We start from the raw sequence: 18854 nt of genomic DNA, 5'->3' as shown, positions 1-18854 counted from the left end.
CCCCGCACCGCGAACGGCCCTGCGGGGCCGTTCGTCATGACAGGCGCTACGCTCCGGAGCATGCGGATCTCCGTCTCCTCCGACATGGACGAACCCGTGGCCCGCCTCCTGGTGACGGAGCTGCGGCGCCGCGGTCACGAGGTCACCACGCACGGCGCGCTGCGGCCCGGTGCCGACGCCCAGTGGGCGGTCTGCTCCGAGGCGGCCGCCCGCGAGGTGGCCGAGGGCGCGGCCGACCAGGCCGTGGTGTGCTGCTGGACCGGCACGGGCGCGTCCATCGCGGCCAACAAGGTTCCCGGCGTCCGCGCGGCCCTGTGCCCGGACGCCGGCACGGCGGACGGCGCCCGCCGCTGGAACGACGCCAACGTCCTCGCGCTGAGCCTGCGCCTGACCTCGGAGCCGGTCCTGAAGGAGATCCTGGACGCCTGGTTCGCGGCCGAACCCAGCCAGGACCCGGAGGACGTGCAGAACGTGGCCCACGTCGGCCGCCTGGACGTCACCGGGAGACTTCCCAGGTGAGTACGGCGGTCCGGCGCGGGCCGGGACGGTGACGGGGAGGGGTGTTCCGCAGGGGGTCAGCGGATGTGCCGGGCTCAGTGGGCGCCGAGTCCGCCGCCGCCGAACGAGCCGCTGGACCCCTTGCTCCAGCGCGGGCGGTCCGTGGACTCGCTCGGCCTGCTGTCCATGTTGCTCAGTTCGTACGGGGTGAGCGGACGGCCGCCCTTGGGAGTCTGCGGTACCTCCTGGGACTCCCTGTTCTGCCGGACTTCGTGCACCGGACCCTCCGGTGGCAGCTGGGGCTGCTCCTCGGGGCGTGGCCGAGGAGATTCGCTGGACCGGACCCGGGAGGTCAGCCAGAAGCCGCCGCCGAGCAGTGCCAGGACGGCCACGGCCACGATGAACAGGAAAAGGCTCATCAGGCCACTCGAAGCGGCCAACTGCATCGATGCGGTACTCATAGGACAGGGATACCCCACCCAGAACCGGACGAACCGGTCGAACCGGACACGGTTGGTCTGCGCTGGCCGACGACCCGCGGCCCGGCGGCTCGCCGGTGACGGAAACCGGCCTCGGGCCCGCAGGAGGGGGGCGACGGTGGTTTGCCTCTCCCGGGCCCGGCTACCCGCACGGTGTGACCCCGCCGACTTCCCAGCAGCAGCTCTACCGGTTCCTCGAGGACCGCTTCTCCTGCGCGCAGGCGTGCACGGAATGCGCCCGGGCCTGTGCGGTGCGCGCCAGCCTCGTCGACCCGGACGGCACCGAGCGCCAGGAGCGCGTGCGCCGGCTCGGCATCATGTGCGCCGAGGTGTGCGACGCCACCTGTCGCGTCCTGTGCGAGGAGAACCGCACGGACGAGGAGAGCATCCGGGTCCGGGTGGAGTGGTGCCGCTCGGTCTGCCTCGAAAGCGCACACGCCTTCGACGCGTATCCCGGCGCCGAGGCCACCGCGGACGCGTGCCGGGCCTGCGCGGACGCGTGCGCGGAATTCCGGGAGACCCTCGTCTGACCGCCGTGATTCGCACGGGGTCCGCCATTCCCAATTTCTGAAACACGTTCTACGGTGTGCGCCGTCAGGACCGCCCTTGGGGAGCCTGGAGGCGCCGTGCACCTCGACCACACGCCCGAGCAGCAGCGACTGCGCGCCGAACTGCGCGCCTACTTCGTCCAGCTGGTCCCGGACAACGCCTACGCCCGGTACGCCGACCCGGCGGCACAGAAGCGGTTCTACCGCGACACCATCCGCCGGCTGGGCGCGGACGGCTGGCTCGGCGTCGGCTGGCCGAAGGAGTACGGCGGGCGCGGCATGACCGCGATGGAGCAGTTCATCTTCTTCGACGAGGCCGCCCAGGCCGGCGTACCGCTGCCGCTGATGGCGCTGAACACGGTCGGGCCGACGCTGATGCGGTTCGGCACCGAGGAGCAGAAGGCGTACTTCCTGCCGCGCGTCCTCTCCGGCGAGATCGACTTCGCGATCGGCTACAGCGAGCCCGACGCCGGCACCGATCTGGCCGCCCTGAAGACCCGGGCCGTACGGGACGGCGACGACTACGTCGTCACCGGGCAGAAGATCTGGACGACCAACGGCGACACCGCGGACTGGGTCTGGCTCGCCGTGCGCACCGACCCCGCCGCCCCGCCGCACAAGGGCATCACCATGCTGCTGGTGCCGACCTCGGACCCCGGCTACTCCTGCACGGTCATCAACACTCTCGCCTCCCACGACACCACCGCCAGCTACTACGAGAACATCCGCGTCCCCGTCACCCGGCGCGTCGGCGAGGAGAACCAGGGCTGGCGGCTGATCACCAACCAGCTCAACCACGAACGCGTCACCCTCGCCGCGCACGGCACCATGGCCATCCGCGCCCTGCACGACGTACAGCGCTGGGCGCGGGAGACCAAGCTCGCCGACGGCCGCCGGGTCGCCGATCTGCCCTGGGTACGCCGGCTGCTGGCCCGCACCCACACCCGGCTCGACGCCATGAAGCTGCTCAACTGGCAGATGGTCACCGCTGTCGAGCAGGGCACGCTCACCCCGCAGGACGCCTCCGCCGTCAAGGTCTACGGCTCCGAGGCCCGCCGGGACGCCTACGCCTGGCTCATGGAGATCGTGGGCGCCGCGGGACCGCTGAAGGAGGGCTCGGCGGGCGCCGTCCTGCACGGCGAACTGGAGCGCGGCTACCGCTCTGCGGTCATCTTCACCTTCGGCGGCGGCAACAACGAGATCCAGCGCGAGATCATCTCCTGGATCGGCCTGGGGATGCCGCGGGTGCGGCGATAGCCCGCTGTGACGAAGCTTTTTAGTTGGCACAAAAGCGGGATAGTTGGCACCAACTGAAGTTCGCGGGCCAGCGGGTAACGGGTCTGGCGCGCCGACTGTCTCAGGCAGCTGACCTGCTCCGTTTTCTGAGTTGATGAGGATCGGGCGTACTATGAGCTCGTAACACGATCTTGATGATCGTTGCTGGTGGGACGTGACCGATGTGACGATCCGTCCGTTCGTGATGGTGTGAGCAAGAAGCCGTGGATCGTGGACGACGAGCTGTGGGCGCGGATCGAGCCGTTGCTGCCGGCGTGGCCGCAGCGGTCGCCGGGCCCGCGTCCGGTGGACGACCGGCTGTGCCTGCAGGGGATCCTGTTCGTGCTGTACACCGGCATGACCTGGCAGCAGCTGCCGCTGGGGCTGGGCTTCGGCTCCGGCCAGACCCGCTGGCGGCGGCTCGGCCGCTGGCAGGAGGCCGGGTCGGCCCCTCGCCCGGGGAGGGCGAGGGGCGCGGCCCGGGCGGGTCGTCTCGCGGCTTCGTGGCGAAGAAGCCGCGAGACGTCGGTCAACGGCCGCCTGTGGCCGTCCGGTCGGCGGTCAGGCGGAGGTCGTCCACCGCTGCTCGGCGCCGCCGTAGCAGGGCCACTGGACGACCGGGGCGCCCGGCGTCGTGCTCGAGGCGCCGACCGCGGCGCACAGGCCGCTCGCCCGGTTCCACATCTGGGCGAAGCCCGTGTCCGGGTTCCGGTCGAAGTACCAGGTCTGCTCCGCCCCCTTGTCGCAGCCGTACTGGATCAGCTGGACGCCGGCGTTCGGCGAACTCGCCGGATCGGCCAGGCACTTGCCGCTGTTCTTGTTCACGACCTCGTAGCCGCCGCCGGAGTTCGGCATGGGGTAGAGGCCCCAGTACTGCTCGGCGCCGCCGTAACAGGACCACTGGATGATCCCGGCCCCGCCCGCCGTGCTCCCGGCGCCGACCGACAGGCAGTGCTGGCTGTTGTAGTTCCAGAGCTCCACGATCTCCCCGTCCTTGAGCGAGGGGGACGCGATCGCGGTCGGTGCCGATGCCGAGGCCGGCGTCACCCCCGCCGCGAACGCAATCGCGGCGGCGAGCCCCACGGCCCCCGCGCTGAGCCTCCTCCGGGTACGTGCCGCTGCGTTCATGCGTGTTCCCTCCGTGTCGAGACGTGCCGTTCACCGGGCACCAGCGCCGACGGCGTCGGAGGCGTCATGCGGTCCGGATGTCCCACCACTGCTGGGACTGGAAGTTCTTGCCCCACAGCTGGGCCTGGGCGCCGTTGCCGGGGACGTTGGTGTCGCGGTCCAGCACGGTGTTGTTGCCGTTGTTGAAGCGGACGTTGTAGATGGCCAGGTCCCCGGAGGGGTGGTACCACTGCTGCTGGGTGGTGCCGTTGCACTGCCACAGCTGCACCCGGGTGCCGTTGGCGCCGCCGCCGTTGGTGTCGGCGTCCAGGCACATGCCCGGGAACCGCACGCTTCGCAGGCTGCCGTCGGTGGACAGCAGCCACTCCTGCTGGGTGGTGCCGTTGCACCCCCACACCTGGACCTTGGTGCCGTTGCCGCCGGCGGTGGCGTCGGCGTCCAGGCACTGGCCCGGGGTCGCCCGGTACAGGCTGTAGATCCGGACGTAGATGCCCCCGGTGAGGGAGCCCGCCCGGGCGCCGGGCGCCTGGCCCTGCTCCCAGGCCACGTGGTGGGCGGCGGGCTCGGCGGCCTGGGCGGATGTCGCGCCTGTGGCACCGACGGTGAGGGCTGCCACGGCGGTCGCGACGGCGGCCAGCTTCTTGTGAACGATCACGGGTTCTGGATTCCTTTCGGGGCCGGTCTGTGCGGTGAATCCAGGAAAAGCCACGCCGATTGACCGGTCGAATGATTCGATTTCTTTCGAAGGGACTGGCGAAGGGGGAACGCGTGTGATCCGGATCCGCCTGGGCGCCCGGGGGCTGGGGGGCGTGAGGTTCGCGGTCTCACCGGTGGGCTCGGCCAAGGACCTGCTCCGCGTCGTCGGCTTCAGCCCAGGCACCCTGACCCCGCCCTGGCGGACCAGGGCCACGGACGCGCTGACCCGGCACCGGCTCGGGCTGCTGGCCGTGGTCGGCGGGGGAGGCCCCCTCGGTTACGCCCCGGACTTCCTGCGGCCGGAACCCCCGGCCTTCCTGACCGACATCGACACCGCGCTGCACCAGATCGCGACGACCCCGCAGGAACGGATCCGCTACGAGCTGGCCGGGGCCGTCAACGGCCACTCCTGGGACCCCGGTTCCGGCCACCCGGCGCCGCGGCAGCTCTTGCAAGCCCTCGACCGGGGGGAGGACCACTTCGCGCGCCGACTCGCCGACGAGATGGCGCGGTTCTGGCACGCGGCACTGAAGCCCTCGTGGCCGGCCATCCGGGCCCGACTGGAAGCCGACGTCACCGCCCGGGCCTCCGAGATCGCCCAGTACGGGCTCGCCGAGGCCCTCAACCGGCTGGCCCCGAACCTGGAATTGCGCGACGGCGAACTGCTCGTCCACCTCCGCACGGACAGCATCCACCGGCTGACGCTGGACGCGGAAGCGGTGATCCTCACGCCGAGCGTCTTCGTCGACTGGGCCCTCTTCTGCGCCGGGGAATCGCCCGGGACGCCGGCGCCGCGCACTCCGCTCATCGTCTATCCCGCCGCGCAGGTCGACTGTCTTCCGCCCGCCCAGGACCACCCGCTGATCGGGGCGATGCGGCGAAAGCTCCTGGCCGAGCTGAGCCAACCGCGTTCCACGACGGAGATCGCCCAGCGGCTCTACCTGAGTCCGGCCACCGTCTCCTACCACCTGCAGATCCTCCACCGGGCCGGGCTCGTCACCCGTGCCCGACGGTCCCGGCACGTGCTCTACCAGCGGCTCGGGGGAGCGGTGTAGGCGTACCAGCCGCGCCCCTCGCCCGGGAGGGGCGGGGGCGGGCCGCACCCGGGCGAGGAAGGGGGTACCTGTCGGGACGGCTGCTACGAGGTCCAGTCGACGGGGGTCATGGCCCAGCGGGTGCCGTCGAAGCCGGGTGTCGAGGGCACCAACGCGACGTTGCGGCCTGCGCAGACCCTGTTACCGCGGCCTGGCGAAGACCAGCCTCCAGCACCAGCTCACCGGCGCCGCGATCAACCTCGCCCGCATCGGCGCCCACCTCACCGGCACACCACGAGCCCGCACGCGCACCAGCCACTTCGCAGCACTTCGCCCCGCCGACCAAACGATCGACGGGGCGAAGAAGACAAGCCCCGAATTAGCCAACAGCGGTCGAGGACTTGTCCGGGGCCGGGCGCGGCCAGTGGTTGTGCGACGACGGCGAAATACTCAGGGCCGGGCAGCCCCTCAGCCACGGTGACGAGTGGGCCTCACGGGTGGCGGAGGGCAGGGAAGCGGCCATGGAAGGCTCCTGATCGAGGAAAGCGGGCCGAGCGCGGACGACCGGCCGGTGCCGGGGCGTAGACGCTAGCCCTTGACGAGCACGTCAGGGGCCAGTGCGGCGGCCTGTGCGATCTCCGCGAACACCCGGAGGAGTTCTCCGTGTCCGCAATGCAAGACCTGTCCGGAAAGTTATTGACCGACGTGGTGGACCTCTGCTGAACTCCCGTCTTATGAACCCGCGCGTGGACCTCACTCGGCGGCGCCACATCGATCTGGCGCACGTCTCCAGCGCGTTTTGTTGTCGCTGATGCGGCAAGGGATCGTCGTATCCACCTCCTGAGGGCTCCCCTCTCCTCTCATCTCCTTCTCGTGTGAGCAGGGAGCCTGTTCGCGCATGCCGACGCGGCTGCTGAGAACGCGCCTGTAGCGGTCCTGCGACCACGCGTCTTCTCTCCGGCCGGCCCAGTCCGGTGTTCCGCGTGGTCGACCAGTCCTGCGCAGTACCCAACCCCTTCACTCGACTCCCCGTTCCCCAGCACCCCTTGGCGTGCCCATCTGCCCGGGAGGGATCCCCTCATGCCTCCGTCCATCCGAAAGCTCACCGGCCGCATCGGCGCGGTCGTCGAGGGCGTCGACCTCGCGGCGTCACCCGACCTCTCGACAGTCGCGACGCTCCGAGACGCCCTCAACGAGCACAAGGCGATCGTGTTCGACGACGTGCAGCTCGACAACGCCGGTCAGGAACGCGTGGCCGGCTGGTTCGGCGAACTCACCACCGCCCACCCGAACGTGCCGGCCGCCGACGGCACGACGAATGTCCTCGCCGTCGACAGCGCGATGTCCAAGGCCAACGAGTGGCATACGGACGTCACCTTCGTGGTCAACCCGCCGCAGCTCACCACGCTCCGGTCCATCGTGACCACGCCCTACGGCGGTCAGACGCTCATCGCCAACGCCGCCGCGGCCTACCGCGACCTGCCCGAAGCGCTGCGCTCCCTCGCGGACACGCTGCGCGTCGTGCACACCAACCAGTACGACTACGCCCGCCCCGCAGCCACGACGGCGCAGCGACAGGAGTACGACCGGGCCTTCGTCTCGACGCCCTACGAGGCCGAGCACCCGGTCGTGCGAGTCCATCCGCTCACTGGCGAACGCGGGCTGTTCATCGGCGGGTTCGCCAAGCGGATCGTCGGCCTGTCGAGCAGCGACTCGGCTGATCTGCTGCGCATCCTCCAGTCTTATGTGACTCGTCCGGAGAACATCCTGAGCTGGACCTGGTCCCCGAACCAGCTGCTGATCTTCGACAACCGGATCACCCAGCACTACGCGGTGGACAACTACGACGACCACCCGCGCCGCCTCAACCGGGTGACGATCGCAGGAGAGGTACCGACCGGCGTCGACGGCCGCCGCAGCGAGCAGCTCGTCGGCGACGCCTCGCACTACAGCAGCGTGCTGGCGGTGGCGGCATGACCGATCTCAGCCTCAAGGCGCCGGCCGTCACCAAGGGCTCGGACGCCGAGACGAAGGGCACGCGGCAACGTGAGGTGTTCCTGCCGCGCGATGCCCGCCGCCGGACGTCGCTCAGCACACTCCGCGAGCGCCTGCGCTGGCCGCTGGGCATCTATACGACCCCGGTCGCGATCCTCATCGCCTGGGAGATCCTGGCCCGGGCCGGAGTGGTGTCGAAGACCTACGCCCCCGCGCCGACCTCGATCGTGAAGTCCGCCGCCGATCTTTGGCAACAGGGCGTCCTCGGGCCGGACTTGGCCATCTCGCTGCAGAGGGCCGGCATCGGTCTCGCGATCGGTCTGACGGTGGGCATCGTCAGCGGGGTGCTCGGCGGGCTGCTACGCAGCGGTGAGTACCTGTTCAACGGCTTGGTACAGGTGCTGAACACGATCCCGCTCCTCGCGGTGCTGCCGTTGATGATCGTGTGGTTCGGCATCGACGAGCTCACGAAGGTGCTGCTGATTTCCTTCGGCGCCGGTGTCCCGATGTATCTCAACCTGTTCGCCGCGATACGGGGTGTCGACCAGCGGCTGATCGAGATGGCGCGCACGACGGGCGCGGGCACCTGGCGCCTGGTGACGCGGGTGCTGGTGCCCGGGGCCCTGCCGGGGTTCCTGGTGGGCCTCCGGTTCTCCCTCGCGTACAGCGTCCTGGGCCTGGTCGCCGCCGAAACGGTCAACGCGGACAAGGGACTTGGCTTCCTCATCACTCAGGGGCAGACGTATCTCCAGACCAATCAGGTCTTTGTTGGGCTGGTGATCTACTCGCTCCTCGGTCTGCTCGCTGACCAGTTCGTCCGGGCTCTCGAGCGGGTGCTGCTGCGGTGGCGACCCAGTTATGAGGCGTCATGAGCGGCACGATTGCGACGGAGCCCCGTCGGCAGACCGGGGTCGTCGTCGAGCAGGTGGTCCGTCAGTTCGGTGACCGGGTGGTGCTCGACCACCTCGACCTCATCATCGACGACGAGGAGTTGGTGATCCTGCTCGGTCCTTCGGGCTGCGGCAAGAGCACCCTGCTGCGGCTGCTCGCCGGACTGGACCGGCCCGACGGCGGGCGCGTGGAGGTCCCGGCCCGGCGTGCGATCGTCTTCCAGGCCGACCGGCTGCTGCCGTGGCAGCGGGTCCTGCGCAACGTCACGCTCGGCCTGCACGGCGCCGACGCGGAGCAGCGGGCCCGCGACGTGCTCGCCGAGGTCGGCCTCGCGGGCCGCGAGAAGGCATGGCCCAAGGAACTCTCCGGCGGTGAGGCCCAGCGGGTCTCACTCGCGCGGGCGCTGGTCTCCGAGCCCGAACTCGTCCTGCTCGACGAGCCGTTCGCCGCCCTTGACGCCATCACCCGGCTGCGCATGCACGACCTCGTACGCGCGCTGCGGACCAAGCATCAGGCGGCCATGCTGCTCGTCACCCACGACGTCGACGAGGCGATCGCCCTGGCGGACCGCATCGTCGTCATGAGCAACGGCCGCATCGGTACCTCGCACGAGGTGCACCTCACCGCCGCGGACCGCGAGGCGAGCGTCGCACGCGAGGAACTGCGCGCCCGGCTCCTGGAAGACCTCGGCTTGGCCGGCCAGCACTGACTGTCCGAACACCCTCACCCAGCACAGAAAGCACGACACCCATGCGAAAGAGAACCACGAGACTCATCGGCGCAGTCGGCTCGCTCGCTCTGGCGAGTACCCTCGTCGCCTGCGGAGGATCGTCGTCGGACACCGCCGCGCCGCTGAGCAACGCCGTCGACGCGAGTGATGCCAAGCACCCCGAGTGGAGCAAGTACACCTTCACCATCGGCGACAACGGCGGTGACGGCAGCCAGGAGCTGGCGAAGGTCACCGGCGTGTTCGACAGCGCGCCTTACAAGGTGAAGTTCGCCCGGTTCACCTACGGTCCGCCGCTGGTGCAGGCCGCCGCCTCGGGCGACATCGACCTGGGCAGCGTCGGCGACGTACCGCCGATCACCGGCGCCGCGAAGGAGTACGGCTTCAAGGTCGTGGCCGTCAACCGCTCGCTCACGCCCACCCAGTCGAATGAGAACATCATCGTGCCGAAGGGCTCGCAGCTGAAGACGGCCGCCGACCTCAAGGGCAAGAAGATCGCTGTCCCGCAGGGCAGTTCGGCCCACGGTCTGGCCCTGAACGCGCTGAAGAGCGTCGGTCTCACCCCCAAGGACGTGAAGCTGGTCTTCCTCGATCCGGCGGCCGGCGCGACGGCGTTCAACACCGGGAAGGTGGACGCTTGGTCGATCTGGAACCCGCAGTCGGCGATCGCGGTCAAGAACGGCGCGCGGATCCTGGTGAAGGGCCTCCCGCCGATCGACCAGACGAGCAGTTACTACGTCGCGAGCGACACGTCACTGAAGGACAAGACCAAGCGTGCGGCTCTGACGGACGTCCTGAAGAGGCTGTCGCGAGAGTTCGCCTGGGCGGTCAAGAACCCCGGCAAATACGCGCAGGCGCTGTCGAAGGAGCAGGGCATCCCGCTGGATGACGCCAAGGCGTCCCTGGCCGCCTACTCGAACCGGGTGACTCCGGTGGAGCAGTCGGACATCGAACTGGAGCAGAAGCTCGCCGACGCCTTCCTGGAGGCCGGTCAGATCTCCAAGAAGGTCGACGTCCCGTCGATCGTCGACAACCTCCTCCCGGCCGGCTACGACAGCTCCAAGCTCAAGGTCACCTCATGAGCGCGGGACGGAGGAGGCTCCACCTCAACGCCTTCCTCATGGAAGCGGGCCACCACGAGGCGGCGTGGCGGCTCCCGCACAGCAATCCCCGCGCCGACTTCGACCTACGGCACTGGATCGAACTGGCACAGCTCGCCGAGAGCGCCAAGTTCGACTCGCTGTTCCTCGCGGACGGCCCGGCCCTCATCGGCACCGGCGAGTTCCGCCCGCCCGGCCAGCTCGAGCCGCTGACCCTGCTGACCGCGCTGTCCCAGGCGACCAGCAGGATCGGCCTCATCGCGACCGTGTCCTCGACGTACAACGAGCCCTACAACCTCGCCCGCCGGCTCGCGTCCGTCGACCACGTCAGCGGCGGCCGCGCCGGCTGGAACATCGTCACCTCGGCAGGGGCGGACGAGGCGGCCAACTTCGGCCTCGACGACCGCCCCGGCCACGCCGAGCGCTACGCCCGCGCCGACGAGTTCCTGAAGGTCGCCAAGGCGCTGTGGGACAGCTGGGAGTCCGAGGCCGTCGTCGCGGACAAGGCCGCCGGACGCTACGCCGACCCCGCACGCCTGCACCGGCTCGGCCATGAGGGCACGTACTTCAAGGTGGCCGGCCCGCTCAACGTCGAGCGCCCGCCGCAGGGTTACCCGCTGCTCGTCCAGGCCGGCTCCTCGGAGGACGGCAAGGACTTCGCGGCCCGCCATGCCGAGGCGATCTTCACCGCGCACACGACGTACGAGCGTGCGGCCGGCTTCTACGCGGACATCAAGGCACGGACCAGGGCCTCGGGGCGCGACCCGGACGGTGTCATCGTCCTGCCGGGCATCGTCCCGTACATCGGCTCGACCGAGGAGGAGGCCCGGGCGCTTGCGCGGCAGTTCGACGAGTTGCGCGTGCCGGAGTACGGGCTGCGTCAGCTGGCCGCGGTGTTCGAGACCGAGGCGTCGGTCTTCGAACTCGATCAACCGCTGCCGGAATTCATCCTGGCGAGGCCGAAGCTGGAGGGCTCGCAGAGCCGTTCCGACCTGATCATCGATCTCGCGGTGCGCGAGAAGCTCACGGTCCGGCAGATCATTTCCCGGCTCGGGGGCGGACGCGGCCACTTCGAGTTCGTCGGCACACCCGAGCAGGTGGCGGACACGATCATCGCCTGGTTCGAGGGCGGTGCGGCAGACGGGTTCAACATCATGGCCCCCGCGCTGCCGTGGGGCCTGGCGGCCTTCGTCGAGCACGTGCTGCCGATCCTGCGCGGCAAGGGGTTGTTCCGTGAGGAGTACGAAGGCACCACCCTGCGTGAGCACTACAGGCTCCCGGTGCCCGCGAACCAGTTCCATGGCTGACCCGCTTTCCGGGCCTGATCCTCCCACGGCTGGATCGCTTCCCCCGGGTGACCCGCTCGCGACTCCCGCCGCTTCCACTTTCCGGAGCGGCGGGAGTCCGCCCCCGCTGCGGGTCGAGGGCCTGCGCAAGACGTACGAGGACGGCTTCACCGCGGTGGCCGGCCTCGACCTGGAGATACCGGATGGTGCGTTCTTCGGGCTGGGGCGAGAGCCTGCGGGCCCTTTCGTCTGGGCCTTCTGCGGTGAGCACGCAGCTCGTCGGCACGTCATCCACGCCGACTCGACACCGTCGCCGCGTCCCGACGGTTGCAGTGGGAAACGTGTGGTGACCGTGTCGAGGAGGGCCGCCGTCCATCGGGGCGTCCGCGATGCGGGACGGCCCTCTTGACGCCGATGTCGGTCGGATCGACACTCACTGAGGGAATCCTAGTGAGTAGGTAGGGAAATTATGAGGCGCTTGGAGTCGGTCACCGTCCGAGTGAGCCGTTCGCCTCTTCTGACCTCCCGCCGTCACATCGATCTGCTGCGTGTCTGCAGCGCTATCAACCCCCAGGGCTGAGCCGCGCCCATCCCGCACCGGAGACGCCCTCGGGCGTCGTGCCGTCCGGTGCGTACGGGAGAGCTCCGCTCCCGCACCCGACGTCGCTTCCGCCGCGCGTACGTCCGCGCCCGCTCCCGGGGAGAGTCATGACTGTCACACCGCTGGCCGCCCACGCCGCCGACCGACCCGCGCCCGCCTTCCGGGGCCGGATCGGCCGGGACGCGCGCAGCGGCCACTACGCCGTTCCGGGCCGCTACCGCCTCCATCTGTCGACCGCCTGTCCCGGCGGCCTGCGCCTCGCCGTCACCCACAGCCTGCTCGGCCTCGACACCGTCTGTCCGGCCACCTTCCTGCCCGCGGTCCCCGACTGCCCCGAGGGCGGCCACTCCGTCCTGCGTCCGTTGTACGAGGCCAGCGCCCACCGGTACCCCGGTCCGGCCGTCGCGCCGGTGCTCAGCGACGACTGGTCCGGGCGGATCGTCAGCACCCACGCCCCGGACATCATGCGCGACCTCGACCGCCGGTTTGGCGGCGACCGCCCCTCGCTCTACCCGTGCGGCGCCGAGTCGGAGATCGAGGCCGTCGAGCGGATGTGCGCTCAGGGCATCGAACAGGCCGCGCAGCACGCCGGATCGGCCGGTGGCGCGCCGGTGGAACGTGACACGGCACTTGGCATGCTGCTCGAAACGCTTGGGGCCCTGGAACGCTGGCTCGAAGGACGCACGTATCTGATCCGCGACGAAATCACCGCCGCCGACGTCGAGTTGTGGGTCGCCCTGGTCCAGCTCGACACCGTCCACCGCAACCACCTCGACGCCTCCGCCGTCCAACGCATCGCCGACCACCCGACCCTGTGGGCCTACGCCCGCCGGCTCGCCGCCCACCCTGCCTTCGGCGGCCACCTCGACCTCGACGGCATCGAACGCCGTCACCACGCCCGCTGCCAGGGCCTGGAGGCCGCCGGAGCGGCCGTCCAGATCCTGGACTGGGCAGCACACGCGGCCCGTTAGCCGTTCCACCTGGTGGACCGGCGTTGACATTCGTTCGGGCAATTGTCTTAACTACGGCCCAGAACGGTCATGAGTGTCAGCGACAAGCCCTGGCTTGCTGACCGGCAACCCTCGCTCCGCGGTGGGGTGCCCCAGGTGACGACCGGACCGAAGACGTTTCGGTAAGCGCGAGGCCCACACGGGCCGGAACAGTGATGGTGACGCCATGTACGCAGCTCTCAGGACGGCCACGCGCCGCTCCCAGGGCTGCGTACAGCCGTACCCGAACCCTCTCGTCGCCGATCGCGCCGTCGATCTGCTCCGCGTGAACAGCGCACTGTGTACCGCACCGGGCTGTGCCCGCTGTCGGGGCTGACACCTCCCCGCAGCCCCCGCAATCCCTGACGAACACCGCCCCTGCGGTGTGCCGTTGTCCTCCCCGCCCCTGTTACCTCGCCGTCGTGTGCGCCCCCGCATGCCGCCACGCTTCCGGGGTGTCCGACCCAGCCGGAGCCCACCATGAGTGAACCCCCTGGCGCCACCGTCACCCTCCCCGAGGCGCCGACCGCCGACCAACCATCGAAAGCCCTCACTGCCCAGCGAGTTCTGCCGCTGCGGCGCCCCGGACGCTGGATCGCCACCGCGGTGGTGCTCGTCCTGGTCGCCCAGTTCGTGCACGGACTGGTCTCCAACCCCTTCTACCAGTGGGACCGCTGGGGCTACTGGTTCCTGCGCCCCACCATCCTCGACGGCCTGCTCATCACCCTCGAAGTCACCGCCTACAGCGCGGTGCTCGGCCTGATCGGCGGCATCGTGCTCGCCCTGGCCCGGCTGTCGAAGAGCCCCGTGCTGCGCGCGGTCAGCTGGACCTACGTCTGGGCGCTGCGCTCCATCCCGCTCATCGTGGTACTGATCTTCCTCTACAACTTCAGTGCCCTGTACAAGACGTTGAGCGTCGGCATTCCCTTCGGCCCGGCCTTCTTCTCCTTCGACGAGTCGAAGCTCGCCACCGACATGGTCGTCGCCGTGATCGGCCTCAGCCTCAACGAGGCCGCCTACGCGGCCGAGGTCGTTCGCGGCGGAATCCTGTCCGTCGACCAGGGTCAGCACGAGGCGTCGGCGGCGCTGGGCCTGCCGAAGGGCTACCAGTTCCGGAAGATCGTCTTTCCGCAGGCGCTGCGCTCGATCATCCCGAACTACGTCAACCAGCTCATCGGCCTGATCAAGGGCACCTCGCTGGTCTTCTACGTCTCCCTGCTGGACCTGTTCGGCTCCGCGCAGACCATGGGTTCCACCTACCCCGGCGACATCGTGCCGCTGCTGCTGGTCGTCACCGTCTGGTACCTGATCCTGACCAGCGTCGTCTCCGTCGTCCAGTTCTATGTCGAGCGGTACTACGCCCGCGGTGCCACCCGCGGCCTGCCGCCGACGCCGCTGCAGAAGCTCCGCATCGGGCTCACCGGCCTGCGGGAGCGCATCCGCCGGGAGGCCGCCGTATGACCGCCGACACCATCGAGGCCCTGGCGGACGTCGAGGCCGCCACCGTCGAGGTGCACAACGTGCACAAGTGGTACGGCACCCATCGGGTGCTGGACGGCGTGGACCTGACCGTCCGCCCCGGCGAGGTCACCGTGATCCTCGGCCCCTCCGGCTCCGGAAAGTCCACCCTGTTGCGGGTCATCAACCACCTGGAGAAGCCCGAGACCGGCTACGTCAGCATCAATGGCGAGCTGATCGGCGTGAAGCGGCAGGGCGAGCGGCTCAAGGAGCTGAGCGAGCGGGCCATCCTCACCCAGCGCGGGCGGATCGGGTTCGTCTTCCAGAACTTCAACCTCTTCCCGCACCTGACCGTCCTGGACAACGTGGCCGCCGCCCCGGTCGCCACTGGCAGGCTCGGCAAGTCCGAGGCCCAGGAGCTGGCCCGCGAACTGCTCGGCCGGGTCGGCCTCGGCGACAAGACCGGCGCCTACCCGCGCCAGCTCTCCGGCGGCCAGCAGCAGCGCGTGGCCATCGCCCGCGCCCTCGTCCTGCGCCCCGGCGTCATCCTCTTCGACGAGCCCACCTCCGCCCTCGACCCCGAACTCGTCGGCGAAGTCCTCGCCGTCATCAAGGACCTGGCGACCAGCGGCACCACGCTTCTCATCGTCACCCACGAGATCGGCTTCGCCCGCGAGATCGCCGACCGGGTCGTCTTCATCGACGGCGGCAAGATCATCGAGCAGGGCCCGCCCTCCGAGGTCCTCGACAAGCCGCGCCACGTGCGGACCAGGGACTTCCTCAGCAAGGTCCTCTGACCCGCCGCACCTTTCAGACCTCCCCCCACGCCACCCTCATCACCTCCAGCGACAAGGAACGGCCATGTCCACCCAGTTCACCCGACGCAGCCTGATACGCGGCATCACCGCGGCGACCGCCGTCGCCTCCCTGGCCACCGGGCTCGCCGCCTGCGGTGGCGACAGCGACGCGGCCACCTCCACCGACAGCGCCGCCAAGTCCGGCGAGGTCGTCATCGGCCAGGTCTCCAACGGCGCCGCCCAGCAGACCTCCATCAACGTCTCCGAAGTCAAGTCCATCAGCGCCGAACTGCCCGCCGCCGTCAAGAAGAGCGGCAAGCTGGAGGTCGGCATCGGCGCCCTGCCGGCCGGCTTCCCGCCGCTGGCCTACGTGGGCGGCGACCAGAAGACACTCACCGGCGCGGAGCCCGACTTCGGCCGCCTGGTCGCCGCGGTCCTCGGCCTCCAGCCCGAGGTGAAGAACTCCACCTGGGAGAACCTCTTCGTCGGCATCGACAGCGGGAAGGTCGACGTGGCCTTCTCCAACGTCACCGACACAGAGGAGCGAAAGAAGAAGTACGAGTTCGCCTCCTACCGGCAGGACAACCTCGCCTTCGTGGTGCCGAAGAAGAGCACCTGGAACTTCGACGACAACTACGAGAACCTCGCCGGCAAGACCGTCTCCGTCAGCTCAGGCACCAACCAGGAAAAGATCCTCCTGGAGTGGAAGGCGAAGCTGACCAAGGAGGGCAAGAAGCTCACCGTCAAGTACTTCCAGGACAGCAACAGCGTCTACCTCGCCCTGTCCAGCGGCAAGATCGACGCGTACCTGGGCCCCAACCCCGGCATCGCCTACCACAACCGCCAGGTCGCGAACACGCCCAACGCCACCCGCACCGCAGGCACGTACTCCGGTGCCGGCGCGAGCCTGCAGGGTCTGATCGCGGCCACCGCGAAGAAGGACAGCGGCCTGGCCAAGCCGCTCGCCGACGCCATCAACTACCTGATCAAGAACGGTCAGTACGCCGAGTGGCTCAAGGCCTACAACCTCTCCAACGAGGCCGTCGCCAAGTCCGAGGTCAACCCGCCCGGACTGCCCCTCGACAACTCCTGACCATCGCGTGACCGGACTCCACCGCCGCCTCGCGGTGGAGTCCCCGCGCGCCGGACACCCCGAGCCGCACCCCGGAGACTGCCACACCATGTCCGTGACCAGCATCGACGCCAGCTCCTCGCACATCCTGGACAACCCCGCCTGGGCCGCGCTCACCGGCCCCCACGTCCACTTCGCCCAACGGATCGGCCACGCCGCCCGCTATCAGCAGGACGTGGCACCCTTCTACGCCCTCTCCGACGAGGACGACCCGCGCGCCTGGGCCGACCTCGCCGCACTCGTCGGCCCTGGCGGCACCGCCGCGGTGCGGGGCGTGACCGAGGCGGCGGTGGGCTGGGAGGTCGTGCGCACCGGACACGGCGTCCAGCTCGTGGACACCGCCCTGCGCGCCGAGCCCGACCCCGAGGCCGTACGGCTCGGCCCCGGCGACGTGCCCGAGATCCTCGACCTGGTCGCCCGCACCGAGCCCGGCCCCTATCTGCCCCGCACCGTCGAACTGGGCACCTACCTCGGCATCCGCCACCAGGGCCGGCTGATCGCCCTGGCCGGGGAGCGGCTGCACCCGCCGGGCTGGACGGAGATCAGCGCTGTGTGCACCGACCCCGCCCACCGCGGCCGGGGCCTGGCCACCCGTCTGGTCCGCGCGGTCGCCGCCGGCATCAGGGAACGCGGCGAACGCCCCTTCCTGCACGCCGCGGCCACCAACGCGAACGCGATCCGGCTGTACGAGTCGATCGGGTTCACCCTGCGCCGCCGTACCGTCTTCTCGCTCGTCCGGCACACCGGGGCCGCCGCGCTGGAAGAAACGGCATAGCCGTGCCGTTGTCCTTGTCGAAGGTGAGTGCATGGTCCGCTCGGACGGAGGTGCGACACGTGACACGTGTACTGCGTGCCGTCCGCCTTCACTCCCGGCCCCACATCGACCTCCAGCGCGTGGCCGGCTCCCTCTGTAGCTCCTGACCCCGTTTCCCCAGCCGCCGTGCGCCCCGACTCCCGCGGGCCGGCGATCTCGTACGGACCTCCAGGAAGGCACCCTCGTGTCCACAACTCCCGCTTCCCCCCTGCACCTTGCCGTCGCCCTCGACGGCACCGGCTGGCATCCCGCCTCCTGGCGCGAGCAAGCCGCCCGCCCCCGGGACCTGTTCACCGCCGGCTACTGGGCCGACCTGGTCGCCGAGGCCGAACGCGGCCTGCTCGACTTCGTCACCCTTGAGGACGGACTCGGCCTGCAGTCCTCGCACTACGGTGAGCCGGACGGCCGTACCGATCAGGTCCGCGGACGCCTGGACGCCGTACTGATCGCGTCCCGTATCGCACCCTTGACCCGGCACATCGGACTGGTGCCGACCGTGATCGCCACCCACACGGAGCCGTTCCACATCTCCAAGGCGATCGCCACTCTCGACTACGTCAGCAGCGGCCGGGCCGGCCTGCGCGTGCAGATCTCGCCCCGGCCGCACGAGGCCGCTCACTTCGGTCGCCGCACCTTTCCACCGTTCAGTCTGGAGGGCATCCAGAGTCCGGCCGGGCAGGAACTGCTCACCGACCACTTCGATGAGGCCGCCGACTACGTCGAGGTCGTGCGCCGGCTCTGGGACAGCTGGGAGGACGACGCGGAGATCCGGGACGTGGCCACCGGCCGCTTCATCGACCGCGACAAGCTGCACTACATCGACTTCGAGGGCAGGCACTTCAGTGTGAAGGGCCCCTCCATCACCCCGCGCCCGCCCCAGGGCCAGCCGCTCGTCACCGCCCTCGCCCACCAGACGATCCCGTACCGGCTGGTGGCCCGCCAGGCCGACGTCGGCTACGTCACCCTGCACGACGCCGGCCAGGCCCGCGCGATCGTCGCCGAGATCCGCGCCGAGCAGGAGGCGGCCGGACGCGCCGGTGAACTCGTGCACGTCTTCGGTGACCTGGTGGTCTTCCTCGACGACGAGCCGGCCGCGGCGGAGGACCGCCGTGCACGTCTCGACGCCCTCGCGGGGGAGCCGTACACCAGCGACGCCCGCATCTTTGCCGGTACGCCCGCTCAACTCGCTGACTTGCTGCAGGAGTTGGCGGTGGAGGGGCTGAGCGGCTTCCGGTTGCGGCCCGCCGTCGCCGGGCACGACCTGCCCGCCGTCACCCGGGGCCTGGTGCCCGAACTCCAGCGCCGCGGCGCCTTCCGCACCGCCTACGAGGCCGACACCCTGCGCGGCCTGCTGGGCCTCGCCCGCCCCGCCAACCGCTACGCCACCGCCTGAGCCGGAAGGACCG

The 18854-nt window shown here is 70.1% G+C and carries 20 protein-coding genes, 2 pseudogenes and 1 riboswitch; of the genes and pseudogenes, 19 read left to right on the top strand and 3 right to left on the bottom strand.

What is annotated here, in order from left to right; all coding sequences use genetic code 11:
• The first annotated feature begins 60 nt into the window (after positions 1 to 60).
• Positions 61 to 519 carry an RpiB/LacA/LacB family sugar-phosphate isomerase gene (locus ACIHEJ_RS04580; protein ID WP_400132154.1) on the top strand — a complete coding sequence of 153 codons (459 nt, stop codon included), beginning with the start codon at positions 61 to 63 and terminating at the stop codon, positions 517 to 519.
• A gap of 74 nt (positions 520 to 593) precedes the next feature.
• On the opposite strand, the gene ACIHEJ_RS04575 is transcribed toward ACIHEJ_RS04580, so the two are convergent.
• Positions 594 to 959 (bottom strand): DUF6479 family protein, encoded by a 366-nt coding sequence (locus tag ACIHEJ_RS04575; protein WP_400132153.1) that lies wholly within the window; start codon positions 957 to 959, stop codon positions 594 to 596.
• A gap of 173 nt (positions 960 to 1132) precedes the next feature.
• Here ACIHEJ_RS04575 and ACIHEJ_RS04570 point away from each other — a divergent pair, with 173 nt between their 5' ends.
• The 3 genes and pseudogenes from ACIHEJ_RS04570 to ACIHEJ_RS04560 all read left to right on the top strand — a co-directional run.
• Complete coding sequence (locus ACIHEJ_RS04570) at positions 1133 to 1507, top strand: ferredoxin (RefSeq protein WP_400132152.1); 375 nt, start codon at positions 1133 to 1135, stop codon at positions 1505 to 1507.
• Positions 1508 to 1603: 96 nt separating this feature from the next.
• Complete coding sequence (locus ACIHEJ_RS04565; protein ID WP_400132151.1) at positions 1604 to 2782, top strand: acyl-CoA dehydrogenase family protein; 1179 nt, start codon at positions 1604 to 1606, stop codon at positions 2780 to 2782.
• 228 nt (positions 2783 to 3010) lie between these two features.
• Positions 3011 to 3244, top strand: a pseudogene (locus tag ACIHEJ_RS04560) (transposase); the annotation flags it as partial.
• Between the two features lie 117 nt (positions 3245 to 3361).
• Here the strand turns inward: ACIHEJ_RS04560 and ACIHEJ_RS04555 are convergent.
• Together ACIHEJ_RS04555 and ACIHEJ_RS04550 are read right to left on the bottom strand one after the other, a co-directional pair.
• On the bottom strand, positions 3362 to 3928 hold the full coding sequence (locus ACIHEJ_RS04555) for an RICIN domain-containing protein (RefSeq protein WP_400132150.1): 567 nt from the start codon (positions 3926 to 3928) through the stop codon (positions 3362 to 3364).
• Positions 3929 to 3992: 64 nt separating this feature from the next.
• The gene (locus ACIHEJ_RS04550) at positions 3993 to 4583 is read right to left on the bottom strand and encodes a ricin-type beta-trefoil lectin domain protein (protein ID WP_400132149.1); all 591 of its coding nucleotides are present in this window, start codon (positions 4581 to 4583) and stop codon (positions 3993 to 3995) included.
• A 115-nt stretch (positions 4584 to 4698) separates the two neighbouring features.
• On the opposite strand from ACIHEJ_RS04550, the gene ACIHEJ_RS04545 reads away from it, so the two are divergent.
• From ACIHEJ_RS04545 to ACIHEJ_RS04475, 15 genes and pseudogenes are all read left to right on the top strand, one after another.
• Positions 4699 to 5679 (top strand): ArsR/SmtB family transcription factor, encoded by a 981-nt coding sequence (locus ACIHEJ_RS04545; RefSeq protein ID WP_400132148.1) that lies wholly within the window; start codon positions 4699 to 4701, stop codon positions 5677 to 5679.
• A gap of 157 nt (positions 5680 to 5836) precedes the next feature.
• Positions 5837 to 6022: pseudogene (locus ACIHEJ_RS04540) on the top strand (IS5/IS1182 family transposase); the annotation flags it as partial.
• Between the two features lie 716 nt (positions 6023 to 6738).
• Positions 6739 to 7635, top strand: a complete 897-nt coding sequence (locus ACIHEJ_RS04535) for a TauD/TfdA dioxygenase family protein (protein ID WP_400132147.1) — start codon at positions 6739 to 6741, stop codon at positions 7633 to 7635.
• A complete protein-coding gene (locus tag ACIHEJ_RS04530; RefSeq protein WP_400132146.1) occupies positions 7632 to 8525 on the top strand; it encodes an ABC transporter permease in 894 nt (297 codons plus the stop codon). Before ACIHEJ_RS04535 ends, ACIHEJ_RS04530 begins: the two co-directional genes overlap by 4 nt.
• Positions 8522 to 9253, top strand: a complete 732-nt coding sequence (locus ACIHEJ_RS04525) for an ABC transporter ATP-binding protein (RefSeq protein WP_400132145.1) — start codon at positions 8522 to 8524, stop codon at positions 9251 to 9253. The genes ACIHEJ_RS04530 and ACIHEJ_RS04525 overlap by 4 nt, the downstream gene beginning before the upstream one ends.
• Positions 9254 to 9294: 41 nt before the next feature.
• Complete coding sequence (locus tag ACIHEJ_RS04520) at positions 9295 to 10353, top strand: aliphatic sulfonate ABC transporter substrate-binding protein (RefSeq protein ID WP_400132144.1); 1059 nt, start codon at positions 9295 to 9297, stop codon at positions 10351 to 10353.
• Positions 10350 to 11678, top strand: coding sequence for an LLM class flavin-dependent oxidoreductase (locus ACIHEJ_RS04515; protein ID WP_400132143.1), 1329 nt, complete (start codon positions 10350 to 10352; stop codon positions 11676 to 11678). Before ACIHEJ_RS04520 ends, ACIHEJ_RS04515 begins: the two co-directional genes overlap by 4 nt.
• Before the next feature lie 448 nt (positions 11679 to 12126).
• The gene (locus ACIHEJ_RS04510) at positions 12127 to 12237 is read left to right on the top strand and encodes a putative leader peptide (RefSeq protein WP_333750322.1); all 111 of its coding nucleotides are present in this window, start codon (positions 12127 to 12129) and stop codon (positions 12235 to 12237) included.
• A 128-nt stretch (positions 12238 to 12365) separates the two neighbouring features.
• Positions 12366 to 13229: a glutathione S-transferase C-terminal domain-containing protein gene (locus tag ACIHEJ_RS04505; RefSeq protein ID WP_400132141.1), complete on the top strand. Its 864-nt coding sequence runs from the start codon at positions 12366 to 12368 to the stop codon at positions 13227 to 13229.
• A 65-nt stretch (positions 13230 to 13294) separates the two neighbouring features.
• A riboswitch (SAM riboswitch) is annotated at positions 13295 to 13403 on the top strand.
• Positions 13404 to 13727: 324 nt separating this feature from the next.
• On the top strand, positions 13728 to 14708 hold the full coding sequence (locus ACIHEJ_RS04500) for an amino acid ABC transporter permease (RefSeq protein ID WP_400132139.1): 981 nt from the start codon (positions 13728 to 13730) through the stop codon (positions 14706 to 14708).
• A complete protein-coding gene (locus ACIHEJ_RS04495) occupies positions 14705 to 15502 on the top strand; it encodes an amino acid ABC transporter ATP-binding protein (RefSeq protein ID WP_400132137.1) in 798 nt (265 codons plus the stop codon). The genes ACIHEJ_RS04500 and ACIHEJ_RS04495 overlap by 4 nt, the downstream gene beginning before the upstream one ends.
• A 64-nt stretch (positions 15503 to 15566) precedes the next feature.
• Entirely contained in the window at positions 15567 to 16595 is a 1029-nt protein-coding gene (locus ACIHEJ_RS04490; RefSeq protein WP_400132135.1) for a transporter substrate-binding domain-containing protein, read from the top strand.
• A gap of 88 nt (positions 16596 to 16683) precedes the next feature.
• On the top strand, positions 16684 to 17409 hold the full coding sequence (locus ACIHEJ_RS04485; RefSeq protein ID WP_400132843.1) for a GNAT family N-acetyltransferase: 726 nt from the start codon (positions 16684 to 16686) through the stop codon (positions 17407 to 17409).
• Between the two features lie 2 nt (positions 17410 to 17411).
• Positions 17412 to 17555, top strand: a complete 144-nt coding sequence (locus ACIHEJ_RS04480; RefSeq protein ID WP_387195561.1) for a putative leader peptide — start codon at positions 17412 to 17414, stop codon at positions 17553 to 17555.
• A gap of 77 nt (positions 17556 to 17632) precedes the next feature.
• Complete coding sequence (locus tag ACIHEJ_RS04475; RefSeq protein ID WP_400132133.1) at positions 17633 to 18841, top strand: LLM class flavin-dependent oxidoreductase; 1209 nt, start codon at positions 17633 to 17635, stop codon at positions 18839 to 18841.
• The last annotated feature ends 13 nt before the right edge of the window (positions 18842 to 18854 follow it).

The sequence above is a fragment of the Streptomyces sp. NPDC052301 genome, from assembly GCF_044593395.1.
In the GTDB taxonomy this organism is placed as follows: domain Bacteria; phylum Actinomycetota; class Actinomycetes; order Streptomycetales; family Streptomycetaceae; genus Streptomyces.
Note: the sequence above shows the minus strand (reverse complement) of the source record. Positions and strands in the feature narration are given on the sequence as shown.

What these genes read in the sequence shown, in the direction of transcription:
- ACIHEJ_RS04580 (WP_400132154.1), top strand. Translation starts at nt 61, where the DNA reads ATGCGGATCTCCGTCTCCTCCGACATGGACGAACCCGTGGCCCGCCTC.
- ACIHEJ_RS04575 (WP_400132153.1), bottom strand. Translation starts at nt 959, where the DNA reads ATGAGTACCGCATCGATGCAGTTGGCCGCTTCGAGTGGCCTGATGAGC.
- ACIHEJ_RS04555 (WP_400132150.1), bottom strand. Translation starts at nt 3,928, where the DNA reads ATGAACGCAGCGGCACGTACCCGGAGGAGGCTCAGCGCGGGGGCCGTG.
- ACIHEJ_RS04535 (WP_400132147.1), top strand. Translation starts at nt 6,739, where the DNA reads ATGCCTCCGTCCATCCGAAAGCTCACCGGCCGCATCGGCGCGGTCGTC.
- ACIHEJ_RS04530 (WP_400132146.1), top strand. Translation starts at nt 7,632, where the DNA reads ATGACCGATCTCAGCCTCAAGGCGCCGGCCGTCACCAAGGGCTCGGAC.
- ACIHEJ_RS04525 (WP_400132145.1), top strand. Translation starts at nt 8,522, where the DNA reads ATGAGCGGCACGATTGCGACGGAGCCCCGTCGGCAGACCGGGGTCGTC.
- ACIHEJ_RS04520 (WP_400132144.1), top strand. Translation starts at nt 9,295, where the DNA reads ATGCGAAAGAGAACCACGAGACTCATCGGCGCAGTCGGCTCGCTCGCT.
- ACIHEJ_RS04515 (WP_400132143.1), top strand. Translation starts at nt 10,350, where the DNA reads ATGAGCGCGGGACGGAGGAGGCTCCACCTCAACGCCTTCCTCATGGAA.
- ACIHEJ_RS04510 (WP_333750322.1), top strand. Translation starts at nt 12,127, where the DNA reads ATGAGGCGCTTGGAGTCGGTCACCGTCCGAGTGAGCCGTTCGCCTCTT.
- ACIHEJ_RS04505 (WP_400132141.1), top strand. Translation starts at nt 12,366, where the DNA reads ATGACTGTCACACCGCTGGCCGCCCACGCCGCCGACCGACCCGCGCCC.
- ACIHEJ_RS04500 (WP_400132139.1), top strand. Translation starts at nt 13,728, where the DNA reads ATGAGTGAACCCCCTGGCGCCACCGTCACCCTCCCCGAGGCGCCGACC.
- ACIHEJ_RS04495 (WP_400132137.1), top strand. Translation starts at nt 14,705, where the DNA reads ATGACCGCCGACACCATCGAGGCCCTGGCGGACGTCGAGGCCGCCACC.
- ACIHEJ_RS04490 (WP_400132135.1), top strand. Translation starts at nt 15,567, where the DNA reads ATGTCCACCCAGTTCACCCGACGCAGCCTGATACGCGGCATCACCGCG.
- ACIHEJ_RS04485 (WP_400132843.1), top strand. Translation starts at nt 16,684, where the DNA reads ATGTCCGTGACCAGCATCGACGCCAGCTCCTCGCACATCCTGGACAAC.